Annotated in this window: 19 protein-coding genes; 11 read left to right on the top strand and 8 right to left on the bottom strand. The window is 58.3% G+C overall.

The annotated features are described in order from the left end of the window. Positions 1 to 154 precede the first annotated feature (154 nt). The 4 genes from NQF86_RS06155 to NQF86_RS06140 all read left to right on the top strand — a co-directional run bounded on the left by NQF86_RS06155 (position 155) and on the right by NQF86_RS06140 (position 4,304). Positions 155 to 1,465, top strand: coding sequence for a murein hydrolase activator EnvC family protein (locus tag NQF86_RS06155; RefSeq protein WP_266116742.1), 1,311 nt, complete (start codon positions 155 to 157; stop codon positions 1,463 to 1,465). Positions 1,466 to 1,628: 163 nt separating this feature from the next. Continuing rightward, positions 1,629 to 3,146 carry a S41 family peptidase gene (locus NQF86_RS06150; RefSeq protein WP_266116741.1) on the top strand — a complete coding sequence of 506 codons (1,518 nt, stop codon included), beginning with the start codon at positions 1,629 to 1,631 and terminating at the stop codon, positions 3,144 to 3,146. 4 nt (positions 3,147 to 3,150) lie between these two features. Next, positions 3,151 to 3,648: an RNA pyrophosphohydrolase gene (locus NQF86_RS06145; protein WP_266116740.1), complete on the top strand. Its 498-nt coding sequence runs from the start codon at positions 3,151 to 3,153 to the stop codon at positions 3,646 to 3,648. Between the two features lie 5 nt (positions 3,649 to 3,653). Further along, positions 3,654 to 4,304 carry a hypothetical protein gene (locus NQF86_RS06140; RefSeq protein ID WP_266116738.1) on the top strand — a complete coding sequence of 217 codons (651 nt, stop codon included), beginning with the start codon at positions 3,654 to 3,656 and terminating at the stop codon, positions 4,302 to 4,304. A gap of 3 nt (positions 4,305 to 4,307) precedes the next feature. On the opposite strand, the gene NQF86_RS06135 is transcribed toward NQF86_RS06140, so the two are convergent. Genes NQF86_RS06135 through NQF86_RS06125 form a run of 3 tightly spaced genes read right to left on the bottom strand, consistent with a single transcriptional unit; the run spans position 4,308 to position 7,889 of the window. After that, positions 4,308 to 6,080, bottom strand: coding sequence for an ABC transporter ATP-binding protein (locus NQF86_RS06135; protein ID WP_266116737.1), 1,773 nt, complete (start codon positions 6,078 to 6,080; stop codon positions 4,308 to 4,310). Between the two features lie 22 nt (positions 6,081 to 6,102). Further along, complete coding sequence (locus NQF86_RS06130) at positions 6,103 to 7,350, bottom strand: CCA tRNA nucleotidyltransferase (RefSeq protein ID WP_266116736.1); 1,248 nt, start codon at positions 7,348 to 7,350, stop codon at positions 6,103 to 6,105. Further along, positions 7,341 to 7,889, bottom strand: coding sequence for a DUF1285 domain-containing protein (locus NQF86_RS06125; RefSeq protein ID WP_266116805.1), 549 nt, complete (start codon positions 7,887 to 7,889; stop codon positions 7,341 to 7,343). The genes NQF86_RS06130 and NQF86_RS06125 overlap by 10 nt, the downstream gene beginning before the upstream one ends. A 273-nt stretch (positions 7,890 to 8,162) precedes the next feature. Here NQF86_RS06125 and NQF86_RS06120 point away from each other — a divergent pair, with 273 nt between their 5' ends. From NQF86_RS06120 to NQF86_RS06100, 5 genes are all read left to right on the top strand, one after another. Further along, positions 8,163 to 9,200 (top strand): AAA family ATPase, encoded by a 1,038-nt coding sequence (locus NQF86_RS06120; protein WP_266116735.1) that lies wholly within the window; start codon positions 8,163 to 8,165, stop codon positions 9,198 to 9,200. A gap of 35 nt (positions 9,201 to 9,235) precedes the next feature. Then, the gene (locus tag NQF86_RS06115) at positions 9,236 to 10,138 is read left to right on the top strand and encodes a DUF58 domain-containing protein (RefSeq protein ID WP_266116734.1); all 903 of its coding nucleotides are present in this window, start codon (positions 9,236 to 9,238) and stop codon (positions 10,136 to 10,138) included. Next, positions 10,135 to 12,885 carry a DUF4159 domain-containing protein gene (locus NQF86_RS06110; protein WP_266116733.1) on the top strand — a complete coding sequence of 917 codons (2,751 nt, stop codon included), beginning with the start codon at positions 10,135 to 10,137 and terminating at the stop codon, positions 12,883 to 12,885. The genes NQF86_RS06115 and NQF86_RS06110 overlap by 4 nt, the downstream gene beginning before the upstream one ends. Beyond that, complete coding sequence (locus NQF86_RS06105; RefSeq protein ID WP_266116732.1) at positions 12,882 to 14,987, top strand: glutamine amidotransferase; 2,106 nt, start codon at positions 12,882 to 12,884, stop codon at positions 14,985 to 14,987. Before NQF86_RS06110 ends, NQF86_RS06105 begins: the two co-directional genes overlap by 4 nt. 123 nt (positions 14,988 to 15,110) lie before the next feature. Beyond that, positions 15,111 to 15,824, top strand: a complete 714-nt coding sequence (locus tag NQF86_RS06100) for an ankyrin repeat domain-containing protein (RefSeq protein ID WP_266116731.1) — start codon at positions 15,111 to 15,113, stop codon at positions 15,822 to 15,824. A gap of 89 nt (positions 15,825 to 15,913) precedes the next feature. On the opposite strand, the gene NQF86_RS06095 is transcribed toward NQF86_RS06100, so the two are convergent. The 5 genes from NQF86_RS06095 to NQF86_RS06075 form a co-directional block, all read right to left on the bottom strand. Further along, the gene (locus tag NQF86_RS06095; protein ID WP_266116730.1) at positions 15,914 to 16,111 is read right to left on the bottom strand and encodes a hypothetical protein; all 198 of its coding nucleotides are present in this window, start codon (positions 16,109 to 16,111) and stop codon (positions 15,914 to 15,916) included. Positions 16,112 to 16,147: 36 nt separating this feature from the next. Further along, positions 16,148 to 17,233 carry a site-specific DNA-methyltransferase gene (locus NQF86_RS06090; RefSeq protein WP_266116729.1) on the bottom strand — a complete coding sequence of 362 codons (1,086 nt, stop codon included), beginning with the start codon at positions 17,231 to 17,233 and terminating at the stop codon, positions 16,148 to 16,150. Next, positions 17,230 to 17,865, bottom strand: a complete 636-nt coding sequence (locus NQF86_RS06085) for a ribonuclease HII (RefSeq protein ID WP_266116728.1) — start codon at positions 17,863 to 17,865, stop codon at positions 17,230 to 17,232. Before NQF86_RS06085 ends, NQF86_RS06090 begins: the two co-directional genes overlap by 4 nt. Positions 17,866 to 18,040: 175 nt before the next feature. Then, positions 18,041 to 18,805: a DUF4339 domain-containing protein gene (locus NQF86_RS06080; RefSeq protein ID WP_266116727.1), complete on the bottom strand. Its 765-nt coding sequence runs from the start codon at positions 18,803 to 18,805 to the stop codon at positions 18,041 to 18,043. 34 nt (positions 18,806 to 18,839) lie between these two features. Beyond that, positions 18,840 to 19,127 (bottom strand): CsbD family protein, encoded by a 288-nt coding sequence (locus NQF86_RS06075; RefSeq protein ID WP_266116726.1) that lies wholly within the window; start codon positions 19,125 to 19,127, stop codon positions 18,840 to 18,842. On the opposite strand from NQF86_RS06075, the gene NQF86_RS06070 reads away from it, so the two are divergent. Together NQF86_RS06070 and NQF86_RS06065 are read left to right on the top strand one after the other, a co-directional pair. After that, complete coding sequence (locus NQF86_RS06070) at positions 19,126 to 19,263, top strand: hypothetical protein (RefSeq protein ID WP_266116725.1); 138 nt, start codon at positions 19,126 to 19,128, stop codon at positions 19,261 to 19,263. The two genes, NQF86_RS06075 and NQF86_RS06070, sit on opposite strands and share 2 nt — an antisense overlap. A 145-nt stretch (positions 19,264 to 19,408) precedes the next feature. After that, on the top strand, positions 19,409 to 20,620 hold the full coding sequence (locus NQF86_RS06065) for an efflux RND transporter periplasmic adaptor subunit (protein ID WP_266116724.1): 1,212 nt from the start codon (positions 19,409 to 19,411) through the stop codon (positions 20,618 to 20,620). Positions 20,621 to 20,641: the final 21 nt, after the last annotated feature.

Below are 20,641 nucleotides of genomic sequence, written 5' to 3'. Positions count from 1 at the left end.
TGTCATGGCACCCTGCCGCTCCCGGCTGGACAGACAGCCCGTTCTCCGCCACAAAAGACGGGCTTCTTCCCCCTGTGTGGCTGATCTCATAGCACCAGATGCATTTTTCAAGCCCTGCACCACACCATCCAGAAAGGGATTCTCAGGCGGAATCATGGTCCTGAAGCGATCCAGCACCGTCCGTGTCGGCAACCGGCTCCTGCCCTGTCTGATGGCCATGCTTCTCACCCATGGGCAGGCAGGTCATGCAGCAGCACCTGCTGATGCACCCGGCACGTTCTGGGATACCGACACGCCTATTCCCACAACGGAGGCAGGCATCCGCAAGGCACGAGCGGCACGGCTGAATCTCCAGCAGCTTCTGGCGCAAAAGGCCCGCCTGCTCCAGCAGAAAGAAGAAGAAACCCGTCGGGCTGAAGCGCAAGCCCATCTCAGTACCCGCCAACTAACGCTCCTGCGCCAGAAACAGGCACAACTGGCACGACAACACGACCTTGTTGAAAAACGCCTCGCCAAAGTTTCTGCTCAACTTGAACAGATCAGCAACGGTGATGACCGGCTTAAAAACAAAGAAACATCCGTTCTTCTGGACGAAGCCGCCCGTGTCCCTGCCCTCCAGCAGCTTGATGCCGCGCCCGAACTGACCCTGCTCATGCCTCCGGACAATCCGGCCATCAGCCCTTCAGTGCCCCTTGCCCTACTCGCCCTGCGCCACCAGCAGAACCAGCAGGAGCTCCAGCGCACTCTCCTTCAGCAGAAGCGCCTGCACAGGGAACAGAACCGCCTTGAAGACCAGAGTCGTACCATCGCTGCACAGGAAACTCGCCTCCAAACCAGCCAGAGCGAAGCAGAAAACCGTGCCGAACAGGCCGCCAAGGATTCAGAACAAGCCCAGCAGGCCCTCCTGAAGCAGCAGACCCTACTGACGCAGGCCCGTCAAAGTACAGAGGCTCTAACCGCCATCATCACCATTCTGGCCAAGCAGGAAGCCGAAACACGCCGCCGCCTACAGGCTGAAAAAGCCCGCCTGCACAAGCTTCATCAGCGCCACAAGGAACAGGAGCTTGACCAGCAGGCCCGCAGTTTCAATCCCGGCAACGGGTTGAAACGTGGCACCGCACGAGCCCCCGTACAGGGCCGTATCGTCACACGTTGGGCGCAGCCCACCGAAGCCGGACCTGCCACAGGGCTCACCTACCAGACCGCTCCATCGGCCCCTGTGACAGCCCCCTGTACAGGGCGCCTGCTCTTTAGCGGGGCATTCCGCTCTTTCGGCCCGATGGTCATTCTGGACTGCGGACAGAAACAGCGGCTCGTTCTGGCAGGGTTAGGCTCAATCCGCCTCCAGAGCGGCCAATCCGTCCGTCAAGGAGGGCTGATCGGCCAGATGCCCGCCCATGATCCGCTCCTTTTCGTGCAGCTCCGTCAGGGCACGACCCTCATGGACCCGGCCCGCTTCTTCTAAAGCCGCAAAGACATCATGAACTCCTTGGGAGTTTCACCCTCGCTGAAAACACTGTAAGCTGTCGCCATCCTGTTTTCAGGGCCGGGTGCTCTGTAATGCCGATCATTAACAGACAGCTACTGGCAGAGCTGCCTGTTTTTTAACATTAAGGAATAGACCGACCATGAACTTCCGCACTGGCCTTATGCTGGGTCTTGCCTGTTCAGCGATGGGTGTTGCCTCTGGTGCCTTCATGGCCAGCCGCCCGGCACTCATTCCCCCCGCCTGGGCACAGGAAGCCGCACACAAGGACAGTAACGGCACCCCGGCCTCCAACACCGACAGCAACAATGCCGAGACCGTCCGTATGCTGACACTGCTTGGCACGGTGATGGACATTGCCCACTCGGAATATGTGTCTCCGCTGCCCAACAAGAAGCTCATCCGCAATGCCATTGACGGGATGATCAGCAATCTGGACCCGCATTCATCCTTTATGGATGCCCAGCAGCTGAAGGACATGCAGGATGAAATGGCCGGTCAGTTCGGCGGGCTGGGACTGCAGGTTCAGGGCGAAGCCGGTCATGTCCGGGTCGTCTCCCCCATTGACGGCACACCGGCAGCCCGGGCGGGCATCCAGTCCGGCGATGTCATCACCATGGTGGACAATAAAAGCATTGCCGACCTCACGCTGGATCAGGCCGTCCGCAAGATGCGGGGCAAGCCGGGAACACAGATCATCCTGACCATCCTGCGCCCCAAGACCGGCAAGCAGCAGAATTATACCCTCACACGGGAGATCATCCATGTGCAGATCGTCCGTTCCGCCATGTATGGGCAGACGGGTTATATCCGCCTCAGCGAGTTTGATGATTCCCTCGAGAAGGAAATGCGTAAGGCCTATAACAAGCTGGTCCAGTCCGCTGCCAAGACGCCCGGCAAGACCCTGAACGGCCTTGTGCTTGACCTCCGCTCTGATCCCGGCGGGAAGCTGGATCAGGCTATCGCCGTGGCCCGTGACTTCATCAAGGAAGGTGAGATCGTCTCCATCCGGGGCCGCCACCCGGAAGGTAATCAGCATTGGGACGGTGTCGGCAAGGACATCACCCACGGTCTGCCCATCATCGTCCTGACCAATGCGGGCTCGGCCTCGGCCAGTGAGATCGTGGCCGGTGCGCTGAAGGACCATCGCCGGGGCATCATCATGGGTGACCGGACCTTCGGCAAGGGGTCTGTCCAGACGATCATTCCTATTGCGGATCAGGGAGCCATCCGCCTGACAACCGCCCGTTATTACACACCATCAGGTCGGTCCATTCAGGGGCTGGGCATTACGCCAGACGTACCCGTACTGGCCAGCCGGGATGATGATACCCTCTTTACCTATCATGAGGCAGACCTCGCCCACACTATCACCAACACGGATGGCAAGCTGCCCAAGGAGACCCCACGGACAGACCTGCCCGCTTTTACCAAAACCGTGGAACGGCTGCCCCCTGCTAAATGGCCCGCCTTCGACCCCATGAAGCCGGAAACGGACTTCCAGCTTCAGCAGGCGCTGCATTTCATCAATGCACAGGCTGGCGGCGCTGATGCTGCCCATGAAGCTGCCCTGCTCGCCCATCCGCAACTCCCTCCGCAGGCTCATGAAACAGCTTCTACAGAAAGCAAGGATGACAATGCGGCAAAGGCAAAGAAGTAAGACCATGACCCTGCGTGAAACACTGGCTTATCGCCCTAATGTCGGTATCGTCCTCTTTAATGAGAAAGGGGAAATCTTCATGGCCCGCCGTGCGGACCTGCCGGATGACATCTGGCAGTTCCCTCAGGGGGGCATTGATGAAGGTGAAGAACCAGAACAGGCTGTCTGGCGGGAAATGAAAGAGGAAATCGGCACTGACAATGCCATCATGATTGGCAAACGTGATGGCTGGTTCCTCTACGACCTGCCCGACAATCTCATCGGCAAGGCCCTGCACGGGAAATATCGGGGTCAGAAGCAGCAGTGGTTCCTGTTCCGCTTCACCGGTCAGGACAGCGATATCAGGCTGGATACGTTCGAGGAAATCGAATTCACCACATGGCGCTGGGTACCACCGGAAGACGTGCTAAGCGGCAAGTATAATCTGGGCTTCAAGAAGGACGTCTATGAACGGCTCCTGCCGGACATTCTCGCCATTTATAAGGCAGCATCTGAGGACTAAGTCATATGTCACTCAATGAGCCACCCTTCCGAAAGAAAGGAAAAAAAGCCAGAAACAAGGCATTCAAGGAATGCGTTGATCTCATTTACTATTCTGCCATTGATCTGGACTCAATAGTGAGTGAAATCAGGGAAGAACCTTCGAACTGTGTCTATGATAAAATATACTTTCATTTATACATGTTCGATCTACTGGACACCAGAAAACCAGAGAACGCCCCCTTAGTGTCCTTCTGTATTGAACGGATATTATGGAAATTCTCTATGTTTCTGGAAGTGTCAAAAGAAATCCAGAAAGAGTTTTCCTTCTTTTTACCCTACTGCCTCATTCCAGAGCCGGAATTACCGGGAATACAGATTGGCGTTTTTCTATCGGAAAGTGGGATAGACTTTCTCCTGAACAATCACCACATTTCAAGACATAGCGTAAACAAACGAACAAAACGCCATCGCAAAAAAGAATATTTTCTAAAAAAATATAACATTCTCACTCCAGAAGATATTAATTACAATTTTTACTCAAATTACTATAAAGATATCAATGAGTTTGACGGTAATTATGAAGACCAGAGATACTACAATATCTTCTGGAGAGACTTCTATAAGAATGGTGAGCTCTCATCAGAAGTACCTTTCACCCTGAGACCCTTGCCCTAATCCCTACTCTCCCAAGGCCTGAGCCTTCACCAGCCGGGCGTAAAGCCCGGTCTTGGCCATGAGCTGGGTGTGGGTGCCCATCTCGACAATTTGGCCCTGATCCAGCACCACGATATGATCGGCACTCTGCACGGTGGAAAGTCGATGGGCCACGATGAGCGTTGTCCGCCCCTGCCGGAGCTGGGCCAGAGCCTCCTGCACACGGGCTTCATTCTCTGAATCCAGCGCACTGGTGGCTTCATCCAGCAGCAGCAATCGGGGGTTACGCAGCAGGGCACGGGCCAGCATAATACGCTGCCTCTGCCCCCCTGAGAGCCTCTGTCCACCGGTGCCGATGACCGTCTCCAGCCCCTCTGGCAGATCATGCACGAAATCCAGTGCCGCCATTTGGCAAAGCGCCTCCACTTCCTCCCGTGTCGCTGAGGGACGGCCAAGCTGGATATTCTTCCGCACGCTCATGTCAAACAGGGCAGTTTCCTGACTGACATAGGCCAGATGATCCCGCAGGCTGGCCAGCGTAAGGGAACGCACATCAACACCTTCCAGCGTAATCGCCCCTTCCGTCACATCAAACAGCCGAGGAATCAGGGCCAGCATGGTGGATTTCCCTGCACCGCTCGGCCCAACAAGGGCAATGCTCTGCCCCGGTTTCACATCCAGAGAAATGTTTTTCAGAGCGTAATGCCCGTCCTCAAAACGGTAGGACACATTCCTGAACACGAGATGCCCCGGCCCTTCTGGCAGAGGGCGAGCATCGGCATGTTCTTTCACCGTGGCAGGCTCATCAATCACGGCAAAGATGCGCCCCAAACCAGCCAGACCTTCCTGCATGGAGGTATTCAGCGACCCCAAGGCCCGCAAAGGACGAGACGCCGCAAACAGGGCCGCAATGAAGGCTGTAAAATCCCCCAATGTGGCGCCCCCCATCGCCGCCCGCCAGCCTGCAAACCCCAGCACGAAGGCAATCGCCACACCACCAATCACTTCCAGCATCGGGTCCAGACGGGCCCGGTTACTCGCAATGCGGAAAAACGTATCATGCAGCCTGTCCAGAGCCGAACCAATGCGCTGATGTTCATGCGCTTCCATCCGGTAAATACGTATCTGCCGGGATAGAGAAAAACTTTCCGTCAGCAAGGCCGAGGCTTCACCAACCTGCTCCTGCATCCCCCCAGAAGCCCGGCGCACACGCCGCCCCAGCTTCTGCACGGGAATAATGGCCAGCGGATACAGCACGACCGCAATCAGGCTCAGTTCCCAGTCTGTCCAGATCATGGAGGCCACAAGCCCGATGATGGTGATGACATCCCCCAGCGCATTGACCGACCGTGTCAGGGCCTCCCGCATAGCAAGGGCATCTGTCGTAAAGCGGGCTGCCCAGCGAGCCGGAGCTTCTTTCTCGATACGGGAGACATCGGCATTCAGAGCATGAGTAAACATGCGCTCCTGAAGACGCCGCACGATCTGAAGAACCAATGCCTGCACACAGACATTCTGCCCATACTGCGCCAGTGCCTTGGCCCCCGTGACCGCCACCACCAGCAGGGGAATCTGATACAGGATGCGGGGATCGTGCGCCGTGAACATGTCGATCGCCCGCTTGATGACGAGCGGATAGGCCGCTGTCAGCAGGGCCATGGCAACCGTCAGCACGAACACCACCAGCAGACGGAGCCTGTTCTGGGCAATATCCTCCCGCCAGAGCCGCCGCATCAGGGAAAAAGTCGTGTCCTGCGCTGCCCTGTTTTCAGGCTGCCTGTCTGTCTTCTGTGCCATGCAGGCCGTTCTAGCAGGCTCCTTACCGGGGTGAAAGCTGCCCGGTAAGCCAGTCCCGGCACGCTTCAGCATCGGGGCGGCATCCCTGCTCCAGCCACCAATGTTGCACCTTCTTCAGCCACTGGCCCATTTCCGGCCCCGGCTTCACGCCCAGCACAATCAAGTCCCGCCCCGCCAGAGGGAATACGGGCTGCTCCAATGCCTCCAGACGCTGCCGCAATTCATCCCATCCAGCATCAGGCCGCCCCAGCTCTCTCGCCTGAACCAGCCAGCTCCACAGCAGCAGAATGGACCTGTCCTGCTGGAAAAGAACCCGCCTCAACCCATCATCATCCAGTGTGGCTGCCAGTTCCGGCTTCGGCTTTGCCAGAGCCGCCAGTACGGCCCGGCTCTCATTGGAAAGCTTCAGATAGGCACCGATCTCGGCCAGTCCCTGCCCGTCAGCGCCACCGGGCGGGTACAGAACCGCCAACCTGTGCAGTGGCTCGGACGGATCACCACAGGCCAGCAGGCGCTTCAGAGCCGACAGAGGCGCATGATGCGGCAGAAGCACGGCAAGGCTGCCTGTTTCCTCCATCAACTCCAGCGTCCGTAGAAGCTGTGGTCCGGACAGGATTTTCAGCAGCTCCATCGCCACACGCTCAACTGAAAGACGGGTCATCATATCTTTCAGCCGGGCAATGGCCTGACAGGCCCCCTTGTCTGGTTCGCCCTGACCATAACGGGCAAAGAAGCGGAAAAAACGCAGGCACCGCAGAGCATCCTCCTCAATACGCTGTGCCGCCTGACCGACAAACCGAACATGCCCTGCCCGTAGATCATCCAGACCACCGAAATAATCGTAGAGTTGCCCGTCCTGATCCAACGACATGGCGTTGATTGTGAAATCCCGCCTCTGGGCGTCTTCCTTCCAGTCATCCGTCCACGCCACGACCGCATGGCGACCATCGGTACTGACATCACGCCTCAGGGTCGTGATCTCATAAGGATGATGGTCGATCACCGCCGTAATAGTTCCATGCTCAAGACCAGTTGGAATCACCTTGGCCCCAGCTTGCTCAAGCCGTTTCTGGGCGTCCTCCGGTGGGAAGGGACTGGCCAGATCGAGGTCATGCACTTCACGGCCACAGAGCAGGTCCCGCACGCAGCCCCCCACCAGCCGGGCCTGTGGCAGAGCCTTCCAGATACGGTCCAGCCCCGTATGACCCGGAATGTCAGACAAAGCTGCCAACAGGATAGCGGGCTCCGGGTTCAGGGCAGTCACTCGCATGGTTCCTCAATATCATCCACAGTATCATCCGGCAGGCGGGACAGAGGGAAAAACATCCCCCGGCTCCAGACCCCCATACACGGCTCCCCGCCCACACAGCCCGGAACAGCCAGAGCCGCCAGCTCGAACAGCACGGCACGGCTGATGCGGGCCAGAATGGGCTGGCCACCGGCTCCCGTCCTCATATGGATGTAAGGCACGATCGCCCCGTCAGCCGGACGGTCCCAGTCGCACAACAGGGGGTGCTCAGCATCAACACAGAACACTTCATCCAGATTAGTCCGCAGGCAAAGCGTCTGATTCCGCTCCGAACAACCCCTGAAATCCAGTTCCACAGCGAGGAATGGCACATCATCCACTTGAATGACCCCTGCCTCGGTCGGTGTCCGCAGCCAGTACCGGCCCTGATGATCCCGGTCGAGGCAGGAAGCAAACAGGCAGAGCATGGCCTTGCGCCGGATGGGCGTGCCCCGATACAGCCACGTCCCATCACGCCGAATATGGAAAGGCAGATGGATGACCATTTCATCCTCGGACATCACGGCCTCATCCGGCCCTTCAAGAGGGGGTATCGGTCTCTCATAAGGCTTGATGCTCATGATATCCTCCCTGCTGCCTCGCTACACATAACCACCAGTCCATCATCCGTCAGACCAGAACCAGATACCGGCAGGTCACACATGGGTGCGCCACTTTCCTGCAACACTCCCTTTTTCAAGGAGGGTTTTACATGGTAGCTTACCCGCCTGCCCCAGAGTTGGGGATGATCCCGGCCTGTTAAAAGCCCCTAATCCTCTGTTTCAGAACCTGTAATGACCCAGAACCCTTCCGCATCCGGCTCAGCCTCCCCTCAGGGTGAGGCACTTCACCATGACGAAACCGTCCTTACCTTCGATGGGCTGGCCCCCCGGCTAAAAGCGCTCACGCAGGAAATCGGCCAGATCGTCCTTGGTCAGGAGGCGGTCATCGAGAACGTCCTGACGACCCTGCTGGGCGGGGGACATGCTCTGCTGCTCGGAGCTCCCGGTCTGGGCAAGACGCTGCTGGTAAATACCTGCGCCCATGTTCTGGGGCTTGAAGACAGCCGAATCCAGTTCACGCCGGACCTCATGCCTTCCGACATCACCGGGGCGGAAATTCTGGAACAGGATGAACAAGGGAAGCGGCATTTCCGCTTTCTCCACGGCCCGCTTTTTGGCCAGCTTGTTCTGGCCGATGAGATCAACCGTGCCAGCCCCCGCACCCAGTCCGCCCTGCTTCAGGCCATGGCGGAAGGGCATGTCACGCAGGGGGGCAAGACATGGGCCCTGCCAAAGCCCTTCCATGTTCTGGCAACCCAGAACCCCATTGAACAGGAAGGCACCTACCCCCTGCCGGAAGCTCAGCTGGACCGCTTCATGATGCGTATTCCGCTGGACTTCCCCGCCCGGAATGCCGAACGGCGGATGCTGCTCCAGACAACCGGAGCCACAAAGCGGAAACCCGAACGGCTATTCTCCACTGCCGACCTCCTCACGACCCAGAAGCTCGTTCGCACCCTGCCTGTGGGAGAAACGGTCATTGAGGCCATTCTGAACATTGTCCGGGGCCTGCGCCCGCAGGATGAAACCGCCAGTGACGAAGTCCGCAATGCACTGGATTATGGCCCCGGCCCCCGTGCCGCTCAAGCCCTGATGATTGCCAGCCGGGCACGGGCCATGCTGCACGGGCGGCTTTCCCCATCACTGGAAGATGTCCGTATACTGGCTGAGCCCGTTCTGGCGCATCGTCTGGGAATCAATTTTGCTGCCCAAACGCAGGGCGTAGATGCCAGACAGCTTATCGCCGGGCAACTGAAGCGCCTCGGCTAAGCCCTGCTCCATCACGGCGGTTTCAGAAAGCGGACATGGCCAGATCCCCCTCCTTCTTCCAGCGGCTTTTCACCTCCCGTAAGGAGCATGATGCGTCCCCGCAACTTGCCTCTCTGCCAGAGCTGGTCCTGTCCGCCCGTGGGCTGGCCCGACAGCTGCGCAGCGGACCGCATGGCAACAGGCGAGCCGGAGATGGGCATGAATTCTGGCAGTTCCGCCCCCACCAGCCGACAGAACCGGCTTCCCTCATCGACTGGAAGCAGTCCGCCCGTTCACCAGAGCCTGAACTGCTCTGGGTGCGGGAACAGGAACAGCACACACCCCGGTCACTATTCATCTGGGTTGATCCCTCTGCATCCATGCGCTGGCGGTCGTCTGATTCCTTACCCAGCAAATATAGAACAGCACTGAGCGATGCCCTCGCCCTTGGGCAGGCGGCCCTGTTAGGCGGGGAAACTATTGGTCTTCCCGGTTCACGCACCCGCTTTTCCGGTCATCAGGCACTGCCTAAGCTGGCTCATGCCCTTATGCAGCTTCCCTCAGAAACAGCCTTACCCAATTTTGCCGGTATCCCACCCCATGCGACCCTCCTGCTGGTCAGTGACTTCCTCTGGAATGACAACGTGATGCAGCACTGCCTTGCCCGCCTGACCACCCATCCCGGCCGCACTGCCCTGCTTGCTGTGCTGGACCCGCAGGAGCGTCATCTACCTTTCAGCGGGTCTGTCCAGTTCACCAGCTGCGAGAACGAACCGGAACTGACCCTTCCCGCTACGGAAAGCCTGCATGACGCCTATCAGGCCCGCCTGACGGCGCATTTCGACCAGCTCAGAACAGCCGGACCGAGCCTGAAACCGTTCTTCCGCTTCCATGTCACGAACCAGCCAGCCCTGCCTGTTCTGGCGGACTGTCATCACTTCCTACGGGGGCGGGCATGACTCTTCTTTCCCCTTACCTGCTTCTGTTCCTGCTTGTTCTGCCTGCCTTATGGTGGCTGGTCCGGGCCATTCCACCACAACCCCGGCAGCAGCGTTTTCCATCCCTCATCCTGCTCCGTACACTTTCACCCGTTCGGCAGGATGCTGCTCGTACACCGCTCTGGCTTCTGCTCCTACGGATAGCAGCGCTGGCCCTGCTTGTTCTGGCCTTCTCCCGCCCGCTCTATATTCCCCAACAGAATACCCAGATACCGCAGAAGCTGGTCCTCATTCTGGATAATGACTGGTCTGCCATCCCTCACTGGGACGAACGGAAACAGAATGCCCTTGCTCTTGGGGAAGCCACACTCCGCTCTGGCGGGCATATCACCCTGCTCCTGAATACACCAGATTCAGATGGCCATATGCCTCGCCCCTTCAGACCAGCCGACCGCACGGCCCTGCACCAGTTCCTCACCGGCCTTTCCCCTCATCCATGGCCCGCAGACCGGCAGGCTCTCGCCCGGCAGATACAGGAACTGACGCCAGAGCTGCACGATACCACCATTATCGCCCTGTCTGACGGTATCGCCCAGACAGGCGATGACGCCCTGCGCACAGCCTTGCGCCCTGCCCATCGCACTGATGACATACGCTGGCCCCGCTGCGATCTCATCCGCCTGTCCATCCGGCAGAGTCGTCAGCTGACCGCACAAGCAGAAACACTTCCTGACTGCCCGAAACAGACACTCCGCCTGCTGGGCATGAGACTGGAAAAAGACGGGCACTTCACCACACAGACCAACAGTACCCTCCCCACCGGCACTTGGCTAGCCCTGCCTGACTCGGACTATCTCGATGCCTTCAGCCTTCCCTCCGTTCCCGGTCCAGCGGGTATGGTTCTTCTACCCGGCAAAGCAGAACAGCACCGGGTGGGCCTGCTCCGCACGAGCGGCGATGATACACCCCTGACAGGCAGCAACTTCTATCTGACACGAGCCATACAAGCCATCACCCCCTATCAGGAAGGGTCTCTGGACAGCCTACTACCCCGCCATCCCGACATCATCATTGCCACAGATGGAACCCTCTCCGGCTCCTCACTGGGTGACATGCTCGGCTGGGTGCGTAAAGGCGGTATCCTGATCCGCTTTGCTGGACCAGACCTTGCCCATCAGAGCCAACAGGGCATGAAAGAGGATGAAGCCGCCCTTCTCCCCGTACCGTTGCTCTCTGGCATGCGGCAGCTCGGCGGCCCGATGTCGTGGGGCAACCCACAGAAACTGGCGCCTTTCCCGGCGGACACACCTTTCACTGGGCTGACCATTCCGGATGATGCCACCATCTCCCGGCAGCTTCTTGCCCAACCTACAGATGATCTATCTCATCACGTCTGGGCTACTCTGACGGACGGCACGCCATTGGTAACAGTCCGGCAGGAAGGGAACGGCCTTATCGTTCTCTTTCACATCACGCCAACGGCGGACTGGTCCAGCCTGCCTCTCTCCGGCCTGTTCCCCCAGATGATGGAACGTCTCATTACCCACACGCCCGTCCTCCAGAAAAAGGATGATGCAGCTCATGCCGCATCAGATAGCCTTGCCCCATGGCGGATACTGAAGACCGATAAAACGCTCGTTCCTCCCTCTCCTGCGGTCCGGCCCCTTCTCAGGGCATCAGAACAATCCGTTGATGCGCTTCATCCTGCCGGTTTCTATGGGGGAGCGGCTCAACATTACCCGCTCAATCTGTCGGACCATCAGCCCCCGCTGGTTGACGAAGCTCCCCTTGGTCAGGTCAAGCCTGCGGGACAGGCCGTGCTGGAACGTCCGCTCTGGCCCGCCCTCATGCTGACAGCGCTGGGGTTGATCCTGCTTGACCTCTGCCTGTCCCTTGCCCGTTTCGGTCTGTTCCGTTTTTCACGGCGGGCCACCCTCGTGCTGGGTCTCAGCCTGTTGGGCGTAACCCCCTTGCAGGCCGCCACGACAGACCAGACGTCACCAGCCCCGCAGACCGTTCCGCCCGCCGCTCTGGCCATCCGGCTGGCGCACATCCAGACAGGCGACAGCGCCACGGATGATGCTGTCCAGCAGGGACTGGAAGGGCTGACCCGCTTTCTCAACCAGCGCAGCACCACCCATCTGGACAGCCCCGTAGGGATCATACCGGGACAGGATGATCTGGCCTTTTATCCACTTCTTTACTGGCCCATTACACCCGGAACCCATCTGGATGACGCCGGACGGGCCGCCCTGAAAAACTACATCCAGCATAATGGCATGATCCTGATTGATGAGATGGGAGCCGGAAGCGACATGGACGGCACAGACGGTCACGCCACCCGTGCGGCTCTCAAGGCCGCAACCGAGGGGCTGCCCATCCCGCCCCTCACCACCCTCAATGAACAGCATACCCTCTCCCACACCTTCTATCTGCTGCATGACTTCCCTGGTCGGATTGCTGGGCAGCCTGTTTATGTGGCCCGGCAGGGTAATGATGAGAGCGAGGATGTAAGCCCTGTCATCATCGGCAATGCCGACTGGGCGCATGCATGGGCCGTTGATTCAAATGGGGAACATCCTTTTGCCGTCATCCCCGATGGCGAAAACCAGCGTACCTTGGCGTACCGCTTTGGCTTCAACACCATCATCTACGCACTGACAGGCAACTATAAAAACGACCAGCGCCATTACCCTGAAATGCTGAAACGCCTCAAAAACGGAGACGATAGCGGCACGGATGGAACAGATGAAAGTGAGGCACCATGACGGGCATTCTTCAGTCCCTCATCTGGGCGCCCCTTCTTCCTCTCTGGCTGCTGATCGTGCTGGCCGTTCTCTCCCTGCTGCTGGGGCTGTATGGAGCCACCCGAGGCAGCCGAGGTGTTCTCTGGCGGACAGGTGCCCTGCTTCTGGGGCTGCTCTGGCTGGCTAACCCCCGCCTGACGCACCCACATATGCAGACCCAGCCACAGGATGCGCTCCTCGTGGTGGATATGTCCCCTTCCATGGAAATTGGAGAACGGCAGAAGCTCGTGCAACAGGCCCGCACCACCCTGATGAAACAGGGGCAGGCACTGCACGGTCTGACACTCCATCAGCTTGACGTGCCGGGTGGGAACGGACAGGGCACACGCCTCTTTGAAGCCATGGATCATGCTGCCCTGTCCCTGAACAATCCGGCAGGTATTTTCCTGCTCACGGACGGGATGGACCATGACATTCCCGGCCAGCTTCCGCCGTCCCTCAAGGATGCAACAGGCCGTATCATTCCCCTGCATCTCCTGCTCTCCGCCAAAGGGGAAGAAACAGACCGGCGGCTGAGGGTGCTCACTGCGCCACCCTATGTCATCATCGGTCAGACGGCGCATATCCGTGTGCAGGTTGATGATCTGGGCACCTCTGGCGGTCAACCAGTAGATATTCTGGAGCATCAGCCGGATGGCCAGACAAACGTCCTAACCCATACACAGAGCGGCCAGCCTGTGGAACTGGATGTTCCCGTCACCCATGCGGGGATCACCCTGAAAGAACTCACAGCATCCCCCCTACCGGGCGAAGCTTCCCTGCGGAACAACAGCACGATCATCCGGCTTCAGGGCGTACGGGACAGGCTGCGGGTTCTGCTGGTTTCCGGCGTGCCCAATCAGGGCGCCCGTGTCTGGCGTACTCTGCTGAAGGCAGATCCATCCGTTGATCTGGTCCACTTCACCATTCTGCGCTCCCCAGATACGGAAGATGACACCCCCCTCTCCGATCTCGCCCTGATCCCCTTCCCGACTCATGAGCTGTTCGCTCAGAAGATCAATAGTTTTGACCTCATCATTCTTGATGGCTTCCGCAATCAGAACATCCTGCCGGAAAGCTATCTGGAGAACATCGCCAACTATGTCCGCAAGGGAGGTGGGCTGCTCGTTGTCGGCGGGCCGGAGATGACACAGCCGGGCACATTGCAGGATACGCCTGTTGGTTCTGTCCTTCCGGCCCATATTCCGGCTGATAATGCCATCATTTCACAGCCTTTCTCACCAAAACGCACGGCTTTGGGACTATCTCATCCCGTCACGCAGGCCCTGCCAGAAAATGGCCCGTGGGGAAAAGACTGGGGCCCATGGTATAGAATGCTCCGTACCGATCAGACACAGGGGCGTACTCTGCTTGCCACACCGTCCGGTGCGCCCCTGCTTGTTCTGGACAAACGAGGACAGGGCCGTGTGGCCATGCTGCTCTCTGACCAGATATGGCTCTGGTCCCGTGGGGAAAAAGGTGGCGGCCCGCAGGCTGAGCTGCTGCGCCGCCTCTCCCACTGGCTGATGAAAGAGCCAGAACTGGAAGAAAACCAGCTAGATGCCCATATCGAACAAGGGCGCCTAACCGTTACCCGCACCAGCCTGACCCCGCTGCATGACGTGCAAGCCGACATCATTGGACCCGATGGCCATCACACATCTTTAACCCTTTCACCAGAAGCTGACCATCAAGGCCTCTGGTCTGGCAACATGACCCTGCCCGCCCTTCCCGAACAGGCCGGACAGATATGGACCATCCAACAGGGCGAACTGAACACCACCGTTGCCCTGCCAGACACCAACCCGCTGGAAGATCAGGACCTTCGCAGTACGGCGACCGGACTGTCCTCATTAGTTGCTGAATCTGGTGGTGGTGTATTCTGGCTGGGGTCCGGCGGCGTACCAGAGATAAAACAGATAAAGGAAGGCCGTAGCCTGCATGGAGCGGACTGGGCTGGCCTTCCACTCCATCAAGCCCCTCTTGCCACAGGTAGTACAAGCACGGCGTTTCTACCGGGATGGCTGGCTCTCATCCTTATTCTTACCATGATGGGCCTTGGCTGGTGGCGTGAAGGACGATAGAACAGCAATAATCCTGTGTTGTGGCCTGTACTTTTGCGAAATTGACAGGCCCTGCCACTGCTTGAGATGATATATTCGGCTCCGTCCCCATAGCTGGTAGAAGAGAAGGCACTGTTCCCGATCATGCGCCCATTGAGTTCATTCCTGCCCCGTCTCGCTTTTGCCATTGGTCTTGCGGCTGTTTCCGTCACGGTCATACCTCACAGGGCCCATGCACAGTCTGCCGATGAGGCCGAGGCTGAACAGGATGCCATGGACGCACAGAAACAGGCTCAGGCCCGCAAGGATGCCCGCCGTTCTGCTCCGCCTTCTGCCCTTCCCGGAGCCGATACAGACAATGGGGACAACAGCCATGCCCGCATGGACGTAAACCCGACAGCCGCCCTCTTTGATGCCGTCAATCGTGGGTCTCTCATCGGCGCCAAGGAAGCCCTCAGCCGTGGTGCGGACATCAATGCCCGTAACGTGCTGGACCAGACACCGCTCGACCTCGCCATTGATCTGGGTCGTAATGACATCATGTTCCAGCTTCTGTCCCTGCGAACCTATAACCCGGATGGGAAACTCATCACCAGCGCAAGCCATGATGATGAAGACGGCCATATCTCTATTGAGGGACAGGCAGGCATTGCGGCAAAGGCCCCCGCTCCTATCGTGGAAGACCGTGGCCATCCTATTCCTGCCGTGGGCTTTCTGGGATTCAATGGTCCAGCATCAGCCGCTCCCGTCCCCCAGAAGAAAACTGTGTCCCATCCGGTGCGGCACGCTACCCACCCTGTAGCACACCGTCAGGTGTCACATACTGCCCATCAGCCCAATGCTACGGCAACGCACTAACTCAGGCTTCTGAATCTCCAGAATGTAAAAAGCCCTTCCCGGCCCAAGCTGTGGAAGGGCTTTTTACATTCACATCATGACACTCTGGTTCAGCCAACGACCATGAGCGGTAGAGCGCTGTAATAAATGATGGAAATCCCCACAAGGCAGATGAGAAACACCAGCACATCCCAACAGAAGGCCACGAAAACGGAACGCTGCTGCGGACGCATGATGATGACATGAAACAGCCCAGCAAATATTAGGGCAATCGCCGCAATGACCAGCCCGGTATATCTGTCAAACATACATCCATCACCTTTCCTTCTTCAGCGTTCCATCCATCACGCACTCCGGCGCAACTCGTAGGTTTCCTGCCGTAGCGTATCAATCGGCAGGAACTTGCCATCACGCTCAAAATACCAGAATGTCCAGCCATTGCAGGAGGCCGCATTCGTCAACAAAGCCCCCAGCTTATGGATAGACCCGCGATGCTGGCCAGAAACCAGCGTTCCATCCGGCGAAATGCGGGCCTTCAGGCGCCGATGGCGATCATACACCACAGTACCGGCTGGCAGGCTGCCATTTTCCACAAACGAACCGAATGGAATACGAGGTAGCTCCCGCTTGGCCGGTGTAACCTCCAACTGCTCCGCTGGCAGGACATTCACCCGCTCCAGACGGGCTTCTGCCGCCTTCAGGTAATCCGGGTGGCGCTCAATAGCGAGATAGCGCCGCCCCAGCTTCTTGGCCACGGCTGGCGTAGTGCCTGTCCCACAGAACGGATCCAGCACCACATCATCAGCAATGGTGGACGCCAGCAGGGTACGATGCAGCAGGCTTTCCGGCTTCTGGGTTGGATGAAGCTTCAACCCATGATCGTTCTTCAGCCGTTCATTGCCGGTGCAGAGCGGCAGATACCAGTCCGACCGCATCTGAAGGTCTTCATTCAGGGCCTTCATGGCCTGATAGTTGAAACGGTATTTGCTCTCCGGCCCACGGGCGGCCCAGATCAGCGTTTCATGAGCATTGGTAAAACGGCGCCCCCGGAAATTGGGCATCGGGTTCGATTTGCGCCAGATGATGTCATTGAGGATCCAGAACCCGAGATCCTGCATGATGGCACCAAGACGGAAAATATTGTGATAGGACCCGATTACCCAGATCGTCCCGTCCTTATGCAGCAGACGCCGTGCTTCGCTCAGCCACGCACGGGTGAAGGTGTCATAAGCCTCATAACCGGCAAACTTGTCCCAGTCATCATCCACACCATCCACAACGCTCTCATCGGGACGGCGCAACTCACCACGCAGCTGAAGGTTATAGGGAGGGTCCGCAAACACACAGTTCACACTGGCATCAGGGAGGGTCTTCATCACCTCCACACATTCCCCATGCAAAATTCTGTTAAGGGGCATATCCGCTTTCATGCTGCGTGAACCTTTGCTGCGATCATCTGCTTCACAGGGGCAAAGCTGCGCCTGTGATGAAGGGTTATCCCCTCCTCTTTTAATCCCGTCAGATGAAGTGCCGTGCCGTAACCTGCATTCCGCTCCCAGCCATACTCACCATGCCGAACAGCAAGACGAGCCATCAGCCTGTCCCGCACGACCTTGGCCAGAATGGACGCCGCCGCAATGGAGAGGCTTTTGCTGTCCCCCTTGACGACCGTCTGCACAGTGCAGGGCAGTTGTGGGGCACGGTTGCCATCAATCAGGGCAGCGACCGGCCATGTACCCAGCTCCTCCGCCAGACGATGCATGGCCCTCTGCATGGCCAGATGACAGGCCTGCCCGATATTCAGGCGGTCAATCTCTGGCACAGAGGCCGCTCCCAGAGCGGCACAGACCGTGTCATCATCCAGCAGGGCCGCATAGGCTTTTTCCCGCCGCCGGACCGTCAGTTTTTTGGAATCATCCAGCAATCCAGCCAAGAAGGCCGAAGGCGGCCTGCGGAAAACCACCGCCGCCGCCACAACAGGCCCCGCCAGCGGGCCACGGCCGACCTCATCCACACCGGCTACAAGCCCATCATACTGTTCTTCAAGGCTATAATCCGGCATGGGGTCCTTCTTCCGCTCGCCTCACACGGCACATCATTCATCTGTGCCGATTCTGAATCACTCCGAGTCGAAAGAAAAGCCTTTTTTTAAAATAAATGAGTCAAGCAAAAAAAGATTGCTATACCTGCCTAAAAAATAGGCAAATACCTATATGCGGGGCCAAACGCCCCATAACTCAAAGTTGCACCTGCTCCTCAGACGGTGAGGTATCAGAGGATGATCCATCATCCCCATCGGCAGGCCCTTTCCCCGTTTCGGGAGCAGGCTGTGCCTGCTGGGGGGCCTCTGGCGCTGCCTGCGGTGGCGGTGTGGTAGCCACAGGTTTCTCAACCTGCTTCTGCGACAGGATCATCTCAAAACCGGGCGGAGGATCGGAAAGAAGAATGGAGGCTTCCAGAAAGCCCAGAAACAGGCAACAAATGAACAGCCCGATGCCCCGTTTCATCACCTTGCGGCGGCACCAGAAATAGCCCGGCAGAAACAGCCACCACCAGAAGGATGGAGGCTTAACGCCACCACGGGCCAGCGTCTGGCGATCCTTGAAGATCGTCAGGAACAGGATGATGTAAATGCAGATGCCTGTCAGCGGGCGGCCCGGCGTAATCGCCCAGTGCGATCTCTGCCCGGCGAGCAGCAAAAGAAGGTCCAGCACACCCGGCACCAGCATCAGCCATGCCCAGAGTGAGGAAATCTTCGTCTTCCCGGCTTCCTGCGAGGGGGTAGGGCCCGCCTCCGGGCGTTTGCCGGTGGAAAACAGAATCTTCACACCGGCGGATGGTGCTACAAGCCCCGCCTTGCTGGCAGGGCGCCACTCATCCCCAAAGGTCGGATGCCAGACAAGGGTTTGCGGAAGAATACGGCGATGAACGATCAGCCGGACCATCTCAGTCTGTGATACCGGCCCCACCTGCTGACCATCACGCTCGTAATACCACTGCATAAACCCCTCTCTGGCCTCCTCTGCCTCTAATCTATCAGCCACGCTTTCTGAAAAGGAGACGCCCGATCACCAGCCCAACGAGGGACACGATCCCCAGAGACACGAAAGGACGCTCCTGAATGAAAGCCGTCACGGCTTCAAGGCGGCTCTCATTAGCGTCATAGAGGTCGGAGAACTCATGCTTGGCACGACCGCTCAGCTGGTCGATCTTGCCACCGGCCTGCATGGCAGCGTCACCGGAGATTGCGCCGACAGCGTCCTTCACACGGCCTTTGGCTTCCTGCACCAGACCTTCAGCCTTCATAGAAACTGTATCAACCATGTCCATCTCTCCCGTCAGCGCCTATGCGCTGTGCATCAGTTTTGCCGTAATGACCCCCATGCACCCGCATGACAGCCACCGTGCAGAAGATATGCAGCCCGCTTGGCCATTCTTCAAGAGGCTGGCCGCTTCCTGAACATGATAAGGCCGCATTTTCATAACTACAGAATGTTAAGGTGCATTTCTGGCGCATAATCTCTACTATGCGCCAGTCTTCCCGGCATTATGTCGATAATGTGATCTGTCCGTACCGGACCCTCTTGCAGGAGAGCCCCGCCACCATGAGCGCTGCCCCATCTGTAGAAAAAAGCCATACCAGAAAGGGAAGGACATGGTGGATCATCGGAGCGCTCCTGCTGGTCGTCCTTGCCATCATCACGCTGCGCCTGTTCGGCAATGACCAAAAGGCAGTACACAGCCATAGTGATGCCCCGCAGGCCGTTGCTGTAGAAGCCGCACACAGGGCTGACATGCCGGTCATGCTCCAGCTTCTGGGTACGGTCGTACCCATCACCAACGTGACCATAACCCCCCGTGTCAGCGGGCACATACTGGCCGTCTATTATCAGGAAGGGCAGCATGTCCGCCGTGGGGACATACTGGAACTCATCGACCCCCGACCTTATGAAGCCACACTGCACCAGTATCAGGGCACGTTGGCTGCCGACCGTGCCCAGCTGGCCAAGGCCCGCGTGGACAATGCCCGTTACCAGCGCCTGATAAGACAGAACTCCACATCTGCCATGCTGGCACGGGATCAGGAATTCACCGTCAAGCAGCTTGAAGGTCAGGTCGCCTTTGATGAGGCGAATGTCCGCAATGCGGAGCTGAATGTCATGTACTGCCACATTATTGCGCCGGTGAACGGACGTGTTGGCATCCGTGCACTGGATGTCGGCAATTATGTCACGGTTGGCCAGTCTGGCGGACTGACAACACTGACACAGATGCAACCCATCTCCGTCATTTTCACCCTGCCACAGAATAATCTGCCAGACGTGCAGGAACAGCTGAATGCCCATCCCAACCTGAGCGTTGAAGCATGGAGCAGCGACAACACGCACAAACTTGCCATCGGGGTCGTCAACGCTCTGGACAGCCAGATCGACACAGCCACAGGGACCGTGCGCCTGCGTGGTATTTTCCCCAATGATAATGAACGGCTCTTTCCTAACGAGTTCGTCAATGTTCATCTGCTGGTGCAGACATTGGAGAATGCTCTTGTCGTACCCGGCAACGCCATACAGACAGGCCCTGATGGTGCCTTCGTCTATGTCGTGCAGAAGGACATGACCGTGACCAACCGTGCCGTGCGGACAGGCCATAGTGATGACCATGACACAGTCATTCTCTCCGGCCTTCAGGAAGGGGACAGGGTTGTGACGGATGGCATCAACCATCTGCGCCCCGGCAGCCGGGTCGTCATCGCTGCTGGACCGGCCTCAACGCTCCCCCCTGCACAGGCCGGGTCAGACACCCCGCACCAGCGCTGATGAAGACGCAGCCCACACATC

The organism is Bombella pluederhausensis, assembly GCF_026385525.1.
In the GTDB taxonomy this organism is placed as follows: domain Bacteria; phylum Pseudomonadota; class Alphaproteobacteria; order Acetobacterales; family Acetobacteraceae; genus Bombella; species Bombella pluederhausensis.
This window is presented reverse-complemented; position numbering and strand designations above follow the sequence as displayed.